Source organism: Amycolatopsis thailandensis, assembly GCF_042723255.1.
Lineage (GTDB): Bacteria > Actinomycetota > Actinomycetes > Mycobacteriales > Pseudonocardiaceae > Amycolatopsis > Amycolatopsis thailandensis.
Window position 1 is genome coordinate 85,456 of record NZ_JBHXJK010000013.1, and the last position, 16,130, is coordinate 101,585.

Sequence of the window (16,130 nt, forward strand, 5' to 3'; positions counted from 1 at the left end):
AACTTCATGGTTTCACGACTCGGGGTCAGGATCCCGCGCGAACTGCCGGCCGCGCGGCTGACCGGTCTGGCCCGCCGCGCGGAACAGGAAGGCCTCGACGAGGTCTGGATCGTCGAGGACTGCTTCTACGCGGGCGGGATCGCCACAGCGGCGACGGTGCTGGCGGCGACCGAAAAGATCACTCTCGGCATCGGCATCATGCCCGCCGTGGCCAGGAACCCGGCCATCGCGGCGATGGAGATCGCGGCGCTGGCGGAACTGCACCCGGGGCGCCTGATCGTCGGATTCGGGCACGGCGTGCCGAGCTGGATGCGGCAGATCGACGCGTGGCCGCGCTCGGCGCTGGCCGCGTTCGAGGAGACACTGACGGTCATCCGGCGGCTGCTGGCGGGTGAGCGGGTTTCCTTCGAGGGCAAGCACGTCCGGCTCGACGAGGTCGAACTGGAGTTCCCGCCCGCGGTACCGCCGAAGCTCATCGCCGGGGTCCGCGGGCCGAAGTCCCTCGCGGCGGCGGGCCGGGTGGCCGACGGGACGCTGCTGGCGGAACCGGCGACGCCCGAGTACGTCCGCGCGACACGGGACCTCATCGGCGTCGAGGCCCACTCGATCGCCACCTACAACTGGCTGGCCCTCGACGACGATCCCGAGCGGGCCCGCGAGCGCGCCCGGTCCGACGTCGCGTCCGCGATCGGACCGAACTCGGGCCCGGCGCTGGAGCCACTGGACTTCGGTGCCGAACTGCTGGCCGAGGTCGCCGCCGCGGGTGACGACCGGGCCGAGCTGGCACGGCGCCTGCGACCGGAGTGGATCGACAGGCTGAGCATCAGCGGCCCGCTCGACCGCTGCGTCGAGCAGATCCGCGCGCTGTACGCGGCCGGGAACGAATCCGTCATCCTGCTCCCCTTGCTCGGGGAGCCGGAGGAAGAGTCTTTCGCGGCCGCCGGCCGGATCGCCGCCGCCCTGCGCTAGCGGCCTCGTGAGTGGCGGGGCGCGAGTCACGGCTCCAATCACGCGAGTCACGGGTTCAGACACGCGAGTCACGGCTCTGATCACGCGAGTTCCGCGCGGGCTTCGAGGGCTTTGACGACGGCGACCATGTCCTCCGCGCCGAGACCGAGCTGCTCGGTCTCGGCGTAGAGGGCGTGGGCCGCCTGAAGCAGCGGCAAGGTGAGTCCGGCTTCGTCCGCCGCGGCCGCGATCAGCTCGACGTTGGCCAGGACGTTCGCGATCGACGCCTGCGGCGCGAAATCCTCCTCGGCCAGCTTCAGAGCCTTGACCCGCAGGATCGGGCTGGCCAGCTGTCCCGCACCGAGCACCCCGGCGAGGAGGCCGAGGTCGAGCCCGTGGCCGCGGGCGAAGTGCACGGTCTCGGCCAGGCTCGTCACGACCCCGGTCAGGTGCACGTTGACCGCGAGCTTCATCAGGAGCCCGTTGGGCACCGGCCCGCAGTCCACGGTTTCCCGGCACAGCGGCTCGAACAGCTTCCGGACCTCGTCGATCGTGCCGGGGTCACCGGCGAGCATGGCGACCAGTTCCCCCGCCTCCGCGGGGACCCGCGAACCGGAGACCGGCGCCTCCACGTACTTGGCCCCGGCCGCGAGGAGCTCGGTCTCCAGCGCGCGGGAATGATCCGGCGCCGTCGTTCCCATGTGGACGATCGTGCGGCCTTCCACCCGCCCGGCGAACGCGGGACCGCCGCGGCCGAGGACGGCGTCGACGGCGGCCGCGTCCTTGAGCATCAGGATCACGACTTCGCACCGTGCGAAGAGGTCGGCCACGTCTTCGACAGCCTCGGCCACCCAGTCCGCTTTACCCGGGGTGCGATTCCACACGAGCAACGGGATCCCGGCACGCGCCAGGTTCAGTGCCATCGGCTCACCCATACTGCCCAGCCCGGCGAAGCCGACTCGCGAGATGTCCATGGCGTCCACTGTGCGGCACGGCCGGGCGGCAGTGCCTACCTTGCGACGATCCCGCCGGAAATCGCGAGGAATGCCCCGGCGGCCGGGTCAGTGGCTCTGCGCGATCCCGCTCAGAACGGGTGTTCCATCCACACGTTCGCCTCCACGTAGACCCCGCAGTCCCGCTCCACGTTCGCGTGCACCGGCGCGATCCCGCCGGGGATCACGTTGTCGCCGTCGACGAGGTCGACCCCGCTCCACTCCTTCCAGTCCGCGATCGAGCCCGAAATGGTCACGGCGAACGGGCAGATCTTGATCATCCGCGCGCCGAGCCGTTCGTGGGTGCGCAGCCAGCGGTCGGCGAACAGCCCGTCTTCGCGGCGCCGCACGGCGTAGGACTCCATGGAGACGTCCGGCTCGTCCTCCTTGCCGATCGGGCGCACCGAGACGATCAGCCGCTTCAGCCCCGTTTCGGCAGCCCGGGCCTTGAGCGCCTTGAGCATCGGCGTCGACAACCCTGTCCCCCGCATCCGCGGAGCCACAACGACTTCCAGCGCGCACAGGGTGTCCGGCGCGCGGCCGTCCATGAGGTCCTGCGCGGCCCATTGGATCGCCTCGTCCCAGCCGTGGGCGGGCAGTTCGTGCCGGTCTTCGGCGGGGTAGGTCAGCGGGACCGACAGCGCCCGCGCGATCGGCGCACCGTCGTCGTCCAGCGCGATCAGGAAATACCGGGACCAGTGCCGCAGCAACCGCTCCGGGGTGATGATCTTCCCGCTGAACCCGGCGTAGATGAACTCACCGCCGACGTCGCCGAGGTTCAGCGCGGGATCCAGCAGATCGGGTCGGGACGCAAGATCGACGATTCGCATGCCGCCAAGTCAACCGAGCCGAAGATCGCCCCGATAGCTGCTTACGGGCGATGATCAAGCCATCTGACGCGGCGCGGACTGCAACCGGGAGAGGACGTCGGTGAGCCTGCCCGCCGCCACGTCCCATTCCTCGAGGGCACTGCTCCGCGCGAGCGCCGCCGTGCGCAGTGAGTGACGGAGTTCGGCGTCGAGCGACCAGCGCAGCAACGCCGTCGCGAGCGCCGACGGGTTGTTCGGCGGCACCAGCATGCCGGGAACCCCGCCGCCGGGCGCCGTGCCGAGCGCGTCGTGCGCGCCGGCGGTATCGGTGACCACCACGGGGATCCCGCGCGCCAGTGCCTCGGCGACGACCAGCCCGGACGTGCCGCCGCGAGCGGGCAGGACGAGCAGGTCCGCGCCGTCGTAGACCAGATCGAGGTCTTCCGGCGGCCGGATGAGGCTGATCCGGGAGCCGAGCCCGAGCCGTTCGACCGTCCAGCGCAATTCGTCGACGTACGCGGGATCGTGGTGCGTCGCCCCGGCGAACACGCATTTGAACGCCAGTTCGTCGACCGTCGAAAGCGCCCGGATGAGCACGTCCTGCCCGTGGCGCGCGGTCATCGGCGCGAGACACAGCAGCCGGGAGACGCCGTCCGCGCCTGCCGCGAGCGGGGCCGCGTCGGTGCCGGGTGTGGCGACGTAGACGCGGGTGGGGTCGAGGTCGTGCCGGTCGATCAGCTGCCGCGCGAGCCACGGCCCGGTGGCGACGATCATTCCCGCGAGTCGCAGGGTCTCCCGCTCGCACGCGTCGAGTTCGGCGGCCTGCGCCGGGTCGAGCGCGGGGTCGTCGGCGAGCGGCTGGTGGACCAGGACGGCCAGCCGCAGCCGCCGGGCGTGCGGGACCACGATCTCCGGGACCCCGCAGGCGACCGTGCCGTCGATCAGGACCACGGTGTCGTCGGGCAGCGCGGCCAGCGATCGGGCCAATCTCGACCGGGACAAGGCCCCTGGCATCGGCCAGTCGCCGGCGATCGGCAGTTCGAGCAACGGGAGGCCGGTGGCCGGGAGGTTCTGGCACATGCGGCGGTCGTACTCACCGCTGGTGTCCCCGGCCTCCCCCGGCAGGACGAAGACGACCGGTTCGGTCACGCGGACATTCGAGGTGAACACGGTTACCTCCAGATGCGGGCGCCTTACCAGGGAACACGGATACGGCGCCCGGCCGGTTCACACCGGAGGTGACAAACTTTTCACCCGCCGACGCGCGCGATCGCCGCCACGATCTCGTCCCGCAGCCCGGCGCCGACCGCGATGGTGGCCGCCGAACGCACCGTGTGATCGCCGCCGTCGCTGTCGACGACCACTCCCCCGGCCTCGCGCACGAGGAGGACTCCCGCCATCGTGTCCCACGGTTTGTTGGCGAGGATGACGCTCGCGTCGAGTTTGCCGTGCGCGACCCAGGCCAGGTCGATCGCCGCGGAGCCGAGGAACCGGACCCGCTGCACGCGGCCGCCGAGTTCGGCCAGCAACGCCATCCGGACCCGGTTCTTGACCTCCGCGCCCTCGCCGACCGCGAAGTCGCCGATGCTCACGATCGCGTCGGACAGTTTCGTCGCTTTCGAAGCTTCGAGACGCTCTTCGCCCGCGTACGCGCCCTGGCCCTCGGCAGCCGTGTACGTGACGTCGAGGAAGGGCAGGGAGATCGCCGCGACCGTGCTCTTCAGCCCGTCGACGAGACCGAGCGAAACACCGCACAGCGGGATGCCGCGCGCGAAGTTCGCCGTTCCGTCGACCGGGTCGAGCGCCCACCACAGGTTCTCGTCGCCCTCGTGCCCGCGTTCCTCCCCGAGGATGCCGATCTCCGGGGTCTCGCGCGCCAGGAACTCGCGGACGGCGTCCTCGACGGCGAGGTCGACGTCGGTCACCATGTCGCGATCACCTTTGGCGGCAACGGAAAACGACGTCATCGAGCGGATGATCCCGGTGGCCTTGGCGACGGCCTCGCGGGCGACGGACAACAATGCGGCGTGGTCGGTCATGTGGGTACCGTAGCCGGGTGAACCTGTTCCCGACGGCCACGACGGCCGACGAGCGCGCCCGGGGCGCCGACGTCGCGGTGCTGCCCGTCGGCAGTTTCGAACAGCACGGCGCGCATCTCCCGCTCGCCACCGACGCGGTGATCGCGACGACCATCGCCGACGCCGTCGCCTCGGCGTATCCGGTGCTCCGGCTCCCGCCGATCACGATCGGCTGCTCGCACGAACACGCGGACTGGGCGGGCACGGTCAGTATCTCGGCCGCGACCCTGTACGCCGTGGTGAACGACGTCGCCGCCTCGCTGCGCCGGTCCGGCGTGCCGAAGCTGGTGCTGGTGAACGCGCACGGCGGCAACTACGTCCTGTCCAATGTGGTCCAGGAGTCGACGTCACCGATGGCGCTGTTCCCCGGTGTCGAAGGCTGGCAAGCCGCGCACGACGCGGCCGGGCTCGAAACGTCGCTGGACAGCGACATGCACGCCGGGGAACTGGAGACTTCCCTTTTGCTGCACGCCCATCCTTCGCTGATCCGGCCCGGTTTCGAGAAGGCGGACCACCTGGCCGACGACAGGCGGCACCTGCTCACCGTCGGACTTCGGCCGTATTCGGAGTCCGGTGTGGTGGGGCGGCCTTCGCTGGCGACGGCGGAAAAGGGACGGCTGGTGCTGGAGTCACTGGTGGAGAGCTTCGGGGAGACTCTGGCCGCGCTGGGCTGAAGGGGACTTTCCCCGCATATCATGTGGCGAAGGGTGCTTTCGTCGCATGGCATGCGGCGAAGGGCCCCTTCAGCCCCCCGCCGCGCCCACCTGGCCGCGCTCTCCTGAGTCGACCAGGTCCAGATGCGGCAGGAAGTGGTGCATCCGTTCCTGTTTCGTCCGCAGGTACCGCAGGTTCTCGTCGTTCGGCGCCACCAGCAGCGGCACCCGCTCGCTGATCCGCACGCCGTGCAGCGTCAGCTGGTCGACCTTCGCCGGGTTGTTGGACAGCAGCCGCACCGAACGCACCCCGAGGTCGGTCAGGATCGCCGCGGCCGCGCGGTAGTCACGCGCGTCCACCGGCAGCCCGAGCGCGATGTTCGCCTCGACGGTGTCGAGCCCTTCGTCCTGCAACCGCATCGCCTTCAGCTTCGCGAGCAGGCCGATCCCGCGTCCCTCGTGGCCTTGGGCGTATACGAGGACTCCGGCGCCTTCTTTGACGATCGCCATGAGCGCGGCGGCCAGCTGATCCCCGCATTCACAGTGCATCGAACTGAAGACGTCGCCGGTCAGGCATTCCGAATGGACTCGCGCCAGCGTGCCGAAACCGGCGATTTCGCCGTGTACCAACGCCATCTGCTCGGTGCCGTCGGCGTCCAGGTATCCGTACGCGCGGAAAACGCCATATCGGGTCGGCAGCCTGGTCTCCACCACTCTCTCGACGGTCATCGCGTGTCTCCTGTCTCGACGGGTGTCCTCGCCGCGAAGCGCGGTGCGGCCGGTGTGCGGGTCTTGAAGGAGCCGGCGAGCAGCACGCCGGCACCGGGAAGGCTGGAGACGAGCGCGAGCACGCCGTAGACGACGGCCACGGTGACGCCTTGCGCCGAACCGAGCCCGGCCGCGCCGAACAGCAGCGCGCAGACGCCTTCGCGCGGGCCCCAGCCGCCGATGTTCAGCGGCAGGCCCATCGCGAGCAGCGCGAGGATCATCAGCGGCAGCAGCTCGCCGACCGGCGCGGTGACCCCGGCCGCCCGCGCGGCGACGACGAACAACGCGAGATGACCGGCCAGGGTGGCCACGGAAAGCAGGCTCACGCCGGGCCAGGTCTCCTTGGTCAGCAGGCCGAGCCGGACGTCGGCGAGGGTGACGGCGAATCCGCGGCGCCACTTCGATCCACTGTGGATCCAGTGTTTCCCCGCCGTCATCCCGGTGACGACGGCCGCGAAAGCGAGCACGACGACCACGATCCCGGCGACCATGACGACCCCGTCGATCGGCGGCGGCACCACGGACGGCGTACCGAGCACGACGGCGACCGACGCGCCGATCACCACGACCTGCCCGGCCGTCCGCTCCAGCACCACCGCGCGGACGCCGCGCAGGACGTCACCGGCGCCGCGGCCGTGCTGCACGGCGCGGTCGACGTCGCCGAGCACCCCCGCGGGCAGGACCCCGTTGAGGAACAGCGCGCGGTAGTACTCGCCGACGGCCGTCGGCAACGACAACTTCAGGCTGAGCCGCCGCGCGACCAGGCACCAGCGCCAGGCGCTGAAAACCGTGGTGGCGAAACCGATCGCGAGCGCGGCGGCGACACCGCCCGCGTCGACCTCACGGAGTCCGTCGAGGAACGCACGCGTGCCCAGCTGCCAGACGAGCACCCCGAGGATCGCGAGCGCGCCGAGGACCCTCAGCCAGGGCCAAAGTCGCTTCACGACGGCACCACCAGGAGGTCTTCGTGCTGGATCGTCGCGTTCAGTTCACCGGCCGCGCACTGCGCGAGCCGCCACTGGAGGTAGGCGTCGCCGTCCTGCGAAAGCTCCGGCCGCTGCTCGCAAGCGGCGGCGACCCAGCCGTTGAGCCATTCCGCGGTGAGCGCGGCCTGATCCGCCCCGAGCCGCCACGGGCTCGGCGCGCGCCGCACGGTGGCACCGAGCCGTTCGAAGACGCCGAACGCGACGTCCACCGCGTCCGGGCCGAGCAGCCACCGGCCGTTGGTCACGCGACGCTGGTGCGCGTTGAAGGCGTCGGAGATCTCGATGTCGAACTTGTCCTTGGGCGACAACACCACCCGGCCCGAGACGCTCAACGTGAACAGGACCGCGCACCCCGCCTCGACGCAGGCCTCGGCCAGGCGCGACATCTCCTCGGCGGTGAGCAGATCGAGCAACGCCGACGCCGCCACGAGCGAGGTCCCGGTGAGGTCGTCGGCGCCCAATTCGGTGATGTCACGCTCTTCGGTGACGACGGTGACCTCGCTCCCGTCCAACGCCTGCCCCGGACGGCTGGTGCGGGCCAGCGCGTGGGTGAGCAGGTCTGGGTCGCGGTCGTGCAGGATCCAGCGCTGCCTGCCGGGCAGCCGCCGGGCCAGCCAGCGGCCGAGCGAACCGGTCCCGCAGCCGAGGTCCCGGACGACGACCTCGTCCTGCCCGCGCAGGAACGCCCGCACCGGCTCGATCAACTCGGTCGCGCGGGCGGCCGCGTCGGCGTCTTCCCGCAGTTGAAGCCAGCTCGGGGCGTACTTGGTCATGCCGCCGTCCTTTCGCTCAGCAGCACGGCGGCGACACCCCGGGCCGTTTCTTCCCAGCCGGTCAGCGTCTCGCGGCGAAGGCGAGCGGAAGCGCGAAGCTGTTCTCGGAGTTCAGGTTCGGTGAGCCAGCGGCGAAGAGCCTTCGCCAGCGCGCTGACGTCCTCACCCGGGACGAGCATCCCGGGGACACTGCCGTCGGGCGACCGTCCGAGGGTGTCCGGCAAGGCGTCGACAGCGGTCGCCAGCACGGGGATGCCGCGCGCGAGCGCTTCGGTGACGACCATGCCGTAGGTCTCCGCGCGCGAAGGCAGCACGAGAAGGTCCGCGGCCGCGTACGTCGCTTCGAGCGCTTCGCCGGACCGAGGGCCGGTGAGGGTGAATCGGTCGCCGAGGGTGTGCCGCCGCAGGCGTTCGACGTAGCGGGTTTCGCGGCGGATGGCGCCGACGCATTCGCAGCTCCACGGGAGGTCCCTGAGCGACTTCAGCGCGTCCGCGAGCAGGCCTTGGCCTTTGCGCGGAGTCACGTTGGCGACACACACGAGGTGTGTCCCGTCCAGGCTCCCGGAGGCGACTTCGGCCTTGTCGACCCCGGGCGGGACGGCGTGCACGCGATGCGGGGCGAGGTCGTGATGCTCGATCAGCCGCCGCGCCGCCCAGTCGCTGGTCGCGACCACGGCCTCGACAGCGCCGAGCGTTTCCCGCTCCAACCTGTCGAGTTCGGTGGCGAGCGAAGGCGAAAGTCCTGTTTCGTCGGCCAGCGGCAGATGCACCAGCACCGCGATCGACAGCCGCCGCGCCGCCGGCACGATCACTTCGGGCACCCCGCAGGCGACCAGTCCGTCGAGCAGGACCGCCGCACCGGCGGGCAGGTCGGCGAGTTCGCGCGCCAGCGCCTTGCGCGCCTCGGTGTCCGGCCGTGGCCAGTTCCCGGGCACGGCGATCTCGTGGACCTCCACTCCCGCCGCGGCGAGGCCGTCACAAAGCCTTCTGTCGTAGACGTTGCCGCCGCTGGGCGCGCTCGAGTCGTCGATGTCGTTCGGCAGGACGACGTGGAGGCCGTTCACAACGCACGCTCGTAACTCGCCCACGCGACGTGGGATTCGTGCAGCGAGACGGTGATCCCTTCGAGTCCGCGCGCGCCTTCGCCGAGCGCTCCCGCGTGGACGCGGCCGGCGAGCCTGTCGGCGATGACCTTGGCGAGAAACTCGGTCGAGGTGTTGATCCCGGCGAACTCCGCCACGTCGTCGAGGTTGCGGTAGTTCAGGTCGGCGAGTACCGCCTTGAGCTCTTCGGTCGCTTTGCCGAAGTCGACGACGATGTTGTCCGCGTCCAGTTCGGACCGGCGGAAAGTCGCGTCCACCACGAAGGTCGCGCCGTGCAGGTTCTGCGCGGGTCCGAAGACCTCGCCGCGGAAGCTGTGGGCCACCATGACGTGGTCGCGGACGGTGATGCTGAACAACGGACCTCCCGGGTAGTGCCCTTAGCGCGTGTTCTCCCTCTGATAGGTGACACGGAGGCAGAGCGTTCCTGGTTCATTCGCGGCCAGACGCGGAAGGACGTCCGGTAGTTCATGGAACCGGCATTCCCCGTTGACCAGCACACTAAAGACGGGGTCCGACAAAATTTGCAAAGAGAGAGCCAAGCGGTCGCGATAACTTCGGTTCATGCGGCGAGCGGGTGAGACCATGCCGACCTGGCTGCATCGGATCGTCAGCCGTCGTGAGTGGAAGTTCTCGCCGAGCGGGACGCTGATCCGGCGGTCGCCGTACCAGCTCAGCTCGATGACCTCGCCCTCCGGCGCCAGCAGTTCCAGGGAACGCGCGAGCCCCGCTTCGCTCGCGCTGGCGTGCACGACGAGGTCACAGTCGCCCAGCGCGTCCTCCGGTGCCGAGAAGTCGACACCGAGCGCTTCGGCGACCTTCGCGCGCTCCGGGTCGACGTCGATCAGCTGCACCCTGGTCGCCGGGAAGCCGGACAGCAGCTTCGCGACGCTGCTGCCCACCATCCCGGCGCCGACGACGGCGATCCGGTCGCCGAGTTTCGGCGCCGCGTCCCAGACGGCGTTGACCGCGGTCTCGATGGTCCCGGCGAGGATCGCGCGCTCCGGCGGCACGCCGTGCGGCACCGGCGTGACGGCCGACGCCGGGACGACGTAACGCGTCTGATGTGGATAGAGGCAGAAAACGACTTGCCCGACGAGATTTTCGGGGCCCCGTTCGACCACACCGACGTTGAGGTAGCCGTACTTCACGGGCCCTGGGAAGTCGCCCTCCTGGAACGGCGCGCGCATGGCCGTTCGTTGACTGGCCGGGACCTCGCCGCGGAACACGAGCGTCTCGGTGCCCCGGCTCACGCCGCTGCACAGCGTGCGGACCAGCACCTCGCCGTCGCCGACCGGAGGGAGCGTGACCGGCCTGAGCTCGCCGTCACCGGAACCACTGAACCAGAAGGCGCGTTCCATCGTGTCCTCTCATGCCGGACCCCGGAGACGGGGTCGCCGTCACCATAACGAGGAGGCCTCGTGATCAACCCCGGTATTTTCCTGAGGGTCCTCGTCCAGCTGGCGTTGCTGGGGACGCTGGACGCCGTCGCCGGACTGGGCCCGCTGGGCTGGCTCGCCGGCGCGGCCTACGGCATCGCCGTCGGCGGATTCCTGACCTATGGCCTGCACCGGAGCACCGCGCGCTCCCTGGGTCCGGCCGACGCCGTCACGCTCGCCCGCTCCGGGCTGGTCGGCTGCGTGACCGCCCTCGTCGTCGACACCGCGGGCCGGGAGATCGTCACGATGGTCGTCATCGCGTCGGTCGCCCTCGCCCTGGACGCCGTCGACGGCCAGGTCGCGCGCCGCACCGGGACGGCCTCGCCGCTCGGCGCGCGCTTCGACATGGAGGTCGACGCGTATCTGATCCTGATCCTGAGCGTGGTCGTCGCGCAGTCGCTGGGCCCGTGGGTGCTCACGATCGGCGCGATGCGCTACGTCTTCGTCGCCGCGAGCAGGCTGTGGCCGTGGCTGAACGCCCCGCTGCCGCCGAGCATGGCGCGCAAGACGGTCGCGGCGGTGCAGGGCATCGTGCTGGTCGTGGTGGCTTCGACGGTGCTGCCGCTCTGGGCCGGTTTCGTGGTCACGCTGGGCGCGCTGGGGCTGCTGACGTGGTCTTTCGGCCGCGACACGTGGTGGCTGCTGGAGCAGCACACCTTCGCTCCCGTTCCCGCCTGATCAGGCGTACTGCGCTTCGCCGTTCCCGAACGACCAGTTGACCAGATCCGTTTCGGAGACCGTGACGAACACGTTCCGCGGCTCGGTCCCCGCGTACTCCCCGGCGAGTTCCGCGATCCGGCGGTACAGCGACTTCTTCTGCTCGTCGGTGCGCCCGGGCCGCATGGTGATCGCGACGAAGACCATCCCTTCGTCCCGATGGATCCCCAGGTATTCCTCGTACTTCAGGGTGCTTTGGCCGTTGAGGACCTGGAAGCGGTCGTCGGCCGGGATGCCGAGCGTTTCGACCATCGCGTCGTGGACGGCGTTGCCGAGGGCTTCGAGCTTGTCGGTCCCCACGGTGTCGATGCGGACGAAGGGCATGTCAGTTCTCCTTGGTGGTGAGCAGGCCGAGGGCGCCGTCGACGGCTTTCGCGAAAACGTCCGGTGACCCGGCGGCGCGGGCGAGGACGTAACCGCCCTGCAGCACCGCCACCAGCGCGATCGCCGTGGCGAGCGGATCGAGCGAGGCGTCGAGTTCACCGGCCGCGCGGCCCTCTTCGAGCAGTTCGGCGAGACGGCCGGTGACCCAGCCGAAGGCGTCCTCGACCGGCTTTCGCAGGTCCGCGTCGGCCATCACGTCGGGGTCCTGGGTGAGCTTGCCGACCGGACAGCCCTTGAGCGCGTCGCGCTCGCGGCGCAGGTAGGCGGTGACCCGCTCGACGACCGTGCCGGGCCCGGAGAACTCGGCCTCCGCCCTGGCGCGCAGCTCGTCGGCGTTGCGGCCGATAGCGGCGAGCGCGAGTCCGGACTTGCCTTGGAAGTGGTGGTACATGCTGCCCTGACCGGCGCCGGAGCGCTCCTGGATCGCCTTCGGGCTGGTGCCGACGTACCCGCGCTCCCACAGGAGCTCGCGAGCGCTCTCGATGAGCTGTTCCCTCTTGTCCACACCCAAACTGTACATACTAGTAGGTACAGGCTCAACCCGAGGCGGCGGGAGCAAGGGACCTTTGCTATCACTTTCCCTCGAACCCGCAGGTCAGCGCTTCGCCGCCCCCAAGGCGGACGCATTTAGTCCTCTGAATGCGAGGCCACCCACCCAAGTACATGAAGGCCCCCTTCCTTGCGCCTAGCTCCGTGAAGGACCCCTTCATGTACTTGGGCCATCGCGAAGGCCCTTCACGCGCGCCTGATGTGACACATGAGGCGGCTGAGGTTCCTGAGGCGATTCGGCGGTCCGTGAAGGACTCCTTGAGGGACCCAGGGTCCGTGAAGGCCCCCTTCACGGACTTGCCCCGGGACCACGCCGAGAACGCATTTAGTCCTCTAGATGCGACCCGGGCTGTCCGTGAAGGCCTACTTTCCTACCCTCAAAGTAGGCAAGGAGGCCTTCACAACCCACCCAAGTACATGAAGGCCCCCATCCTTGCGCCTAGCTCCGTGAAGGACCCCTTCATGTACTTGAGACCACCAAGGCCGGAGCCTTCAGCCCTCCGGACCCGACAAGCGACACGCTCAGGAAGGCGTCCAGTCCTGCCCGAGCCGCTCCCACTCCCGATCCCAGGCCGCCCGCCGCGCCCGGTCAAGCAGGCGCAGCGCGAACAGGTATCCCGAAGCCAGCAGCGTCACGCCGACCAGCCATACCCCCACCCCGACGCCGATCCCGGTACTCGCCGCGTCCAGCGGCATCACCGGCGGAGCGACGACGGCGTCGGACTCGTCGAGCCACACCGTCACCCCGTCACCCGCCGAAGCGCCGAGATCGGCGGTCGCGAGGCCATCCTGCAAGGTCCCGTCCGACAGCTCCCAGCGAGCCCGCACCCGAGCGGTCTCGGCGGACGGAGTCCCGTCGACGCCGACACGCGCCGGCGGAGCGTCTTCGAGCAGGACAGCGTTCGTCGCATGACGCGTGGCGGTCTCGAAGTCCGAGCGCGCCATCATGGTCGCGTAGGCCTCCGAACCGGCCGCGGCGGCCAGCGGGACGCCGAGCAGCGCCGCCAGGACACCGCCGATGAGGATGGCCGCCTCGATCCGGTCGGTGATCCGGGCGAGCGGGTTCCGGCCGGGGCAGATCCGGCGCCACAGGAAAACGAACGACACGACGGGCCTCCTCACCGGTTCCCCACCGACAAGACTGCGTCGCGAAGAGCCGGAGTGACAGGAGGCTTTGGTCCCGTCAGCCGCGAGGAACGATCTCAATCGGGATCACGTACGCGGCGGCCGCCCGGTTCACCGCACCACGTGCGGGTACTCGGGCTTCAGGTCCCCCAGCGGTCCCGGCGGCGCCACCAGCGGCCCTTTCGCCCAATCGCAGCCGAGTTCGTGCAGCACCTTCAACTGCTGCGCGGTCTCGACTCCCTCGGCGACCACCACGAGATCGACAGCGTGCGCCATCGCCATGATCCCGGCGACGATCGGCTCGGCGTCGCTCGAAATCCCGAGGTCGGCCACGAACGACCGGTCGATTTCGATCACGTTCAGGTCGAGTCTGCACAGCTGGGCGAGCGACGAGTACCCGGCGCCGAACCGTTCCGCGGTCACCCGCACGCCGGTCTTCCGCAGCGCGTCGACGGCGTCGGCCGCGTCCTTCAGCGCCGTCTCGTCGACGTCGAGACTCAGATCCCCGGGCCCCAGCCCCGCCTTCTCCAAAGTTGTCTGTACCACTTGCAGCAACGTGGGATCGCCCAGTTGGCGGACCGAAAGGCTCACATTCACATTACAGTGCACACCATGATCGGCACGCCATCGCGAGATCTCGCCGGCGGCCTTGGCAAGGACTTTCGCACCGATGATCGTCAAAAGATCGCCGTCGTCGGCGATCTCGGCCAATTCCGCCGGATCGATCGACCCCCGGGCAGGGTGATTCCACCGGGACTTCGCCTTCACCGCGACCATTTCGCCGGTCCGCAAATCCACGACGGGCTGATAAACGGTCTCGACCAGGCCCTCCGCGACGGCGTTGCGCAGATCCTGCTCCAGTGCGAATCGGTCCCGTACTCGTTTCCGCATGAGTGGCGCATAGAAGGCATAGCGGCCCGGTCCGAATGTTTTCGCCTGGTACATCGCCAAATCGGCGTCTTCCAGCAATTCGTCGGCACTGCGGGTATCGCCGGGCTCTGCGATCACTATTCCGATACTCGTATTTATATGCAGTTCCCGGCCGTGCACCGTGAGCGATTCCGCGAGATGTCGCTGAAGGTGATCGGCCAGCGCCCGCACCTCGGCGGCTTCGGTATAACCGGTGGTGATGACCAGGAACTCGTCCCCGCCGAGCCGCCCGACCAGGTCCGACGGGCCGGCGGCGGCCCGCAGCCGGTCGCCGATGATGCGCAGCACCTGGTCGCCGACGGTATGACCGAGCGAGTCGTTGATGATCTTGAACTTGTCGAGATCGATGAACATCACGGTGGTCGTGCGAGCCGGATCGGCGATCGTGAGACGCAGCCGGTTCAGCGCGAGCGTGCGGTTCGCGAGCCGGGTCAGCGGATCGTGGGTGGCCTCGTAGGCCAGCCGCTCGCTGATCGCCCGCCGTTCGGTGATGTCGGCGAAGGACGTCAGCACCGAGGGCACGCTCTGCCCCGGCGCCATCAGCGGGCCGGAGGTCAGCGAAAGCCAGCGGTGCGCACCGTCGCGCCGCCGCACCTGCACGACCCTCCCGGTCTCGACCTTCCCGGACCGCCGCACGCGCGCGGACGGCAGATCCTCGACGGGCACCGGGGCGCCGCTCTCGTCGTGCAGCCGCAGCGTCCGGCTCTCCAGTCCGACCAGGGAGCCTTCCGGGACACCGGAGATCCGGTGCGCCGCGGAGTTGGCCAGTTCGATCCGCCCGCTGGGGCCGACCACCAGCACCCCTTCGTCGAGCGTTTCGACGACGGTGGCGAATTCGGCCTCGGCCCGGCGCTGCGCGGTCTCGTCGGCGCACAGCAGCACGTAGCCGTCGAACATCTCGGCCGCGGAGACCCGCACCGCCAGCGCCGTGCCGTCGGCGCTGTAATGCGTCGCCTGCACGACACCGCCCGCCGCGACGACCTCCCGCGGGCTCATCGGCGCGCCGACGACCTCGGCCACCGGCACACCGATGACCTGGTCGAGGTCGTGCCCGTAGACGGCCTCGGCCGCCGGATTCCAGCTCGTCACCAGCCCGTCGGGCGAGGTCGCGATGATCGCGTCACTCGCGTGCCCGACCAGCGCGGCCTGGAACCGCAGGCCGACCTCGGCCGCCTTCTGCGTGGTCAGATCGCGCATGATCACCTGGTAGGCGGGTTCGCCCTCCCAAGTCGTCAGCACCGCCTGCGATTCGACGGTGACGCCGCGGCCACCGAGGGTCCGCAGCGTCATTTCGGTCGGTTCACTGAACGAGCCGGGCGAAACCAGCGAACCGATCCGCGCCAGCAGCGCGTCCTGCGAATCCGCCTCGACCAGGTCTGTGATGTGCATCCCGATGAGCTCCGTCGACACCTTCGCGCCGACGAACCGCATGGCGGCGGAGTTCACGAACACGATTTTGCCCCGCTGGTGGACACAGATCCCGTAAGGGCTCGCCTCGACCATCGTGAGATATTGCGTGCCCAATGCGCCGCCGTCGGAATTTTGCTCCAAAAGGCGGTACCCCTGGCCGAGAAAGGCGAGCGCGGGTTCACCGCGGTGATCCCTCTCGGCGGACAACTCGGTCAGCAGACGGACGAGCGAGGCATGCCGGTCGGGTTCTCCAACCGTGCGGGTCGCGGCGCCGTTCGCTGGCGAGGAATCCTGATCCGAGGGCCGGTGGGTGTCGGGAGTCCCACCGTCGAGATCGTCAGGATCCATCTGATCCAAACCCCCTACTCGACTGCTGTAGCTTCCGATTAGATCACTAAATCGACGTAGCCGTCCCCCTCGGACAGCTGATCGGTGCGGCTATTCCACCCCAGCGTTGACTGAATGTAGT

The 16,130-nt window shown here is 69.6% G+C and carries 17 protein-coding genes; 3 read left to right on the forward strand and 14 right to left on the reverse strand.

What is annotated here, in order from left to right; genetic code table 11:
• Positions 1 to 6: 6 nt before the first annotated feature.
• A complete protein-coding gene (locus tag ACFWMR_RS07895; protein ID WP_378377847.1) occupies positions 7 to 969 on the forward strand; it encodes an LLM class flavin-dependent oxidoreductase in 963 nt (320 codons plus the stop codon).
• A gap of 80 nt (positions 970 to 1,049) precedes the next feature.
• On the opposite strand, the gene ACFWMR_RS07900 is transcribed toward ACFWMR_RS07895, so the two are convergent.
• The 4 genes from ACFWMR_RS07900 to ACFWMR_RS07915 all read right to left on the reverse strand — a co-directional run bounded on the left by ACFWMR_RS07900 (position 1,050) and on the right by ACFWMR_RS07915 (position 4,788).
• Positions 1,050 to 1,922, reverse strand: coding sequence for an NAD(P)-dependent oxidoreductase (locus ACFWMR_RS07900; RefSeq protein ID WP_378377848.1), 873 nt, complete (start codon positions 1,920 to 1,922; stop codon positions 1,050 to 1,052).
• 110 nt (positions 1,923 to 2,032) lie between these two features.
• On the reverse strand, positions 2,033 to 2,770 hold the full coding sequence (locus ACFWMR_RS07905; protein WP_378377849.1) for a Long-chain-fatty-acid--CoA ligase: 738 nt from the start codon (positions 2,768 to 2,770) through the stop codon (positions 2,033 to 2,035).
• A gap of 54 nt (positions 2,771 to 2,824) precedes the next feature.
• Complete coding sequence (locus tag ACFWMR_RS07910) at positions 2,825 to 3,919, reverse strand: glycosyltransferase family 4 protein (RefSeq protein ID WP_378377850.1); 1,095 nt, start codon at positions 3,917 to 3,919, stop codon at positions 2,825 to 2,827.
• Between the two features lie 80 nt (positions 3,920 to 3,999).
• Positions 4,000 to 4,788: an inositol monophosphatase family protein gene (locus tag ACFWMR_RS07915; protein WP_378377851.1), complete on the reverse strand. Its 789-nt coding sequence runs from the start codon at positions 4,786 to 4,788 to the stop codon at positions 4,000 to 4,002.
• Between the two features lie 17 nt (positions 4,789 to 4,805).
• Here ACFWMR_RS07915 and ACFWMR_RS07920 point away from each other — a divergent pair, with 17 nt between their 5' ends.
• On the forward strand, positions 4,806 to 5,501 hold the full coding sequence (locus tag ACFWMR_RS07920; protein ID WP_167406248.1) for a creatininase family protein: 696 nt from the start codon (positions 4,806 to 4,808) through the stop codon (positions 5,499 to 5,501).
• Between the two features lie 69 nt (positions 5,502 to 5,570).
• Here ACFWMR_RS07920 and ribA read toward each other — a convergent pair whose 3' ends face one another.
• The 6 genes from ribA to ACFWMR_RS07950 are packed head-to-tail and all read right to left on the reverse strand — an operon-like array spanning position 5,571 to position 10,468.
• The gene (ribA, locus tag ACFWMR_RS07925; RefSeq protein ID WP_378377852.1) at positions 5,571 to 6,209 is read right to left on the reverse strand and encodes a GTP cyclohydrolase II; all 639 of its coding nucleotides are present in this window, start codon (positions 6,207 to 6,209) and stop codon (positions 5,571 to 5,573) included.
• Positions 6,206 to 7,192 (reverse strand): lysylphosphatidylglycerol synthase transmembrane domain-containing protein, encoded by a 987-nt coding sequence (locus tag ACFWMR_RS07930; protein WP_378377853.1) that lies wholly within the window; start codon positions 7,190 to 7,192, stop codon positions 6,206 to 6,208. The genes ribA and ACFWMR_RS07930 overlap by 4 nt, the downstream gene beginning before the upstream one ends.
• Positions 7,189 to 8,007, reverse strand: a complete 819-nt coding sequence (locus tag ACFWMR_RS07935; protein WP_378377854.1) for a class I SAM-dependent methyltransferase — start codon at positions 8,005 to 8,007, stop codon at positions 7,189 to 7,191. Before ACFWMR_RS07935 ends, ACFWMR_RS07930 begins: the two co-directional genes overlap by 4 nt.
• Positions 8,004 to 9,071, reverse strand: a complete 1,068-nt coding sequence (locus ACFWMR_RS07940; protein WP_378377855.1) for a glycosyltransferase family 4 protein — start codon at positions 9,069 to 9,071, stop codon at positions 8,004 to 8,006. Before ACFWMR_RS07940 ends, ACFWMR_RS07935 begins: the two co-directional genes overlap by 4 nt.
• Positions 9,068 to 9,466, reverse strand: a complete 399-nt coding sequence (locus ACFWMR_RS07945; protein WP_378377856.1) for a 6-pyruvoyl trahydropterin synthase family protein — start codon at positions 9,464 to 9,466, stop codon at positions 9,068 to 9,070. The genes ACFWMR_RS07940 and ACFWMR_RS07945 overlap by 4 nt, the downstream gene beginning before the upstream one ends.
• A 21-nt stretch (positions 9,467 to 9,487) precedes the next feature.
• Entirely contained in the window at positions 9,488 to 10,468 is a 981-nt protein-coding gene (locus ACFWMR_RS07950) for a zinc-dependent alcohol dehydrogenase (protein WP_378377857.1), read from the reverse strand.
• Between the two features lie 60 nt (positions 10,469 to 10,528).
• On the opposite strand from ACFWMR_RS07950, the gene ACFWMR_RS07955 reads away from it, so the two are divergent.
• On the forward strand, positions 10,529 to 11,224 hold the full coding sequence (locus tag ACFWMR_RS07955; RefSeq protein ID WP_378377858.1) for a CDP-alcohol phosphatidyltransferase family protein: 696 nt from the start codon (positions 10,529 to 10,531) through the stop codon (positions 11,222 to 11,224).
• Here the strand turns inward: ACFWMR_RS07955 and ACFWMR_RS07960 are convergent, their stop codons facing one another.
• The 4 genes from ACFWMR_RS07960 to ACFWMR_RS07975 all read right to left on the reverse strand — a co-directional run bounded on the left by ACFWMR_RS07960 (position 11,225) and on the right by ACFWMR_RS07975 (position 16,009).
• Positions 11,225 to 11,587 (reverse strand): tautomerase family protein, encoded by a 363-nt coding sequence (locus ACFWMR_RS07960; RefSeq protein ID WP_378377859.1) that lies wholly within the window; start codon positions 11,585 to 11,587, stop codon positions 11,225 to 11,227.
• Position 11,588: 1 nt separating this feature from the next.
• The gene (locus ACFWMR_RS07965) at positions 11,589 to 12,152 is read right to left on the reverse strand and encodes a TetR/AcrR family transcriptional regulator (protein WP_378377860.1); all 564 of its coding nucleotides are present in this window, start codon (positions 12,150 to 12,152) and stop codon (positions 11,589 to 11,591) included.
• A 566-nt stretch (positions 12,153 to 12,718) separates the two neighbouring features.
• The gene (locus ACFWMR_RS07970; RefSeq protein ID WP_378377861.1) at positions 12,719 to 13,303 is read right to left on the reverse strand and encodes an Rv1733c family protein; all 585 of its coding nucleotides are present in this window, start codon (positions 13,301 to 13,303) and stop codon (positions 12,719 to 12,721) included.
• Positions 13,304 to 13,432: 129 nt separating this feature from the next.
• A complete protein-coding gene (locus tag ACFWMR_RS07975; RefSeq protein ID WP_378377862.1) occupies positions 13,433 to 16,009 on the reverse strand; it encodes a sensor domain-containing protein in 2,577 nt (858 codons plus the stop codon).
• Positions 16,010 to 16,130 lie beyond the last annotated feature (121 nt).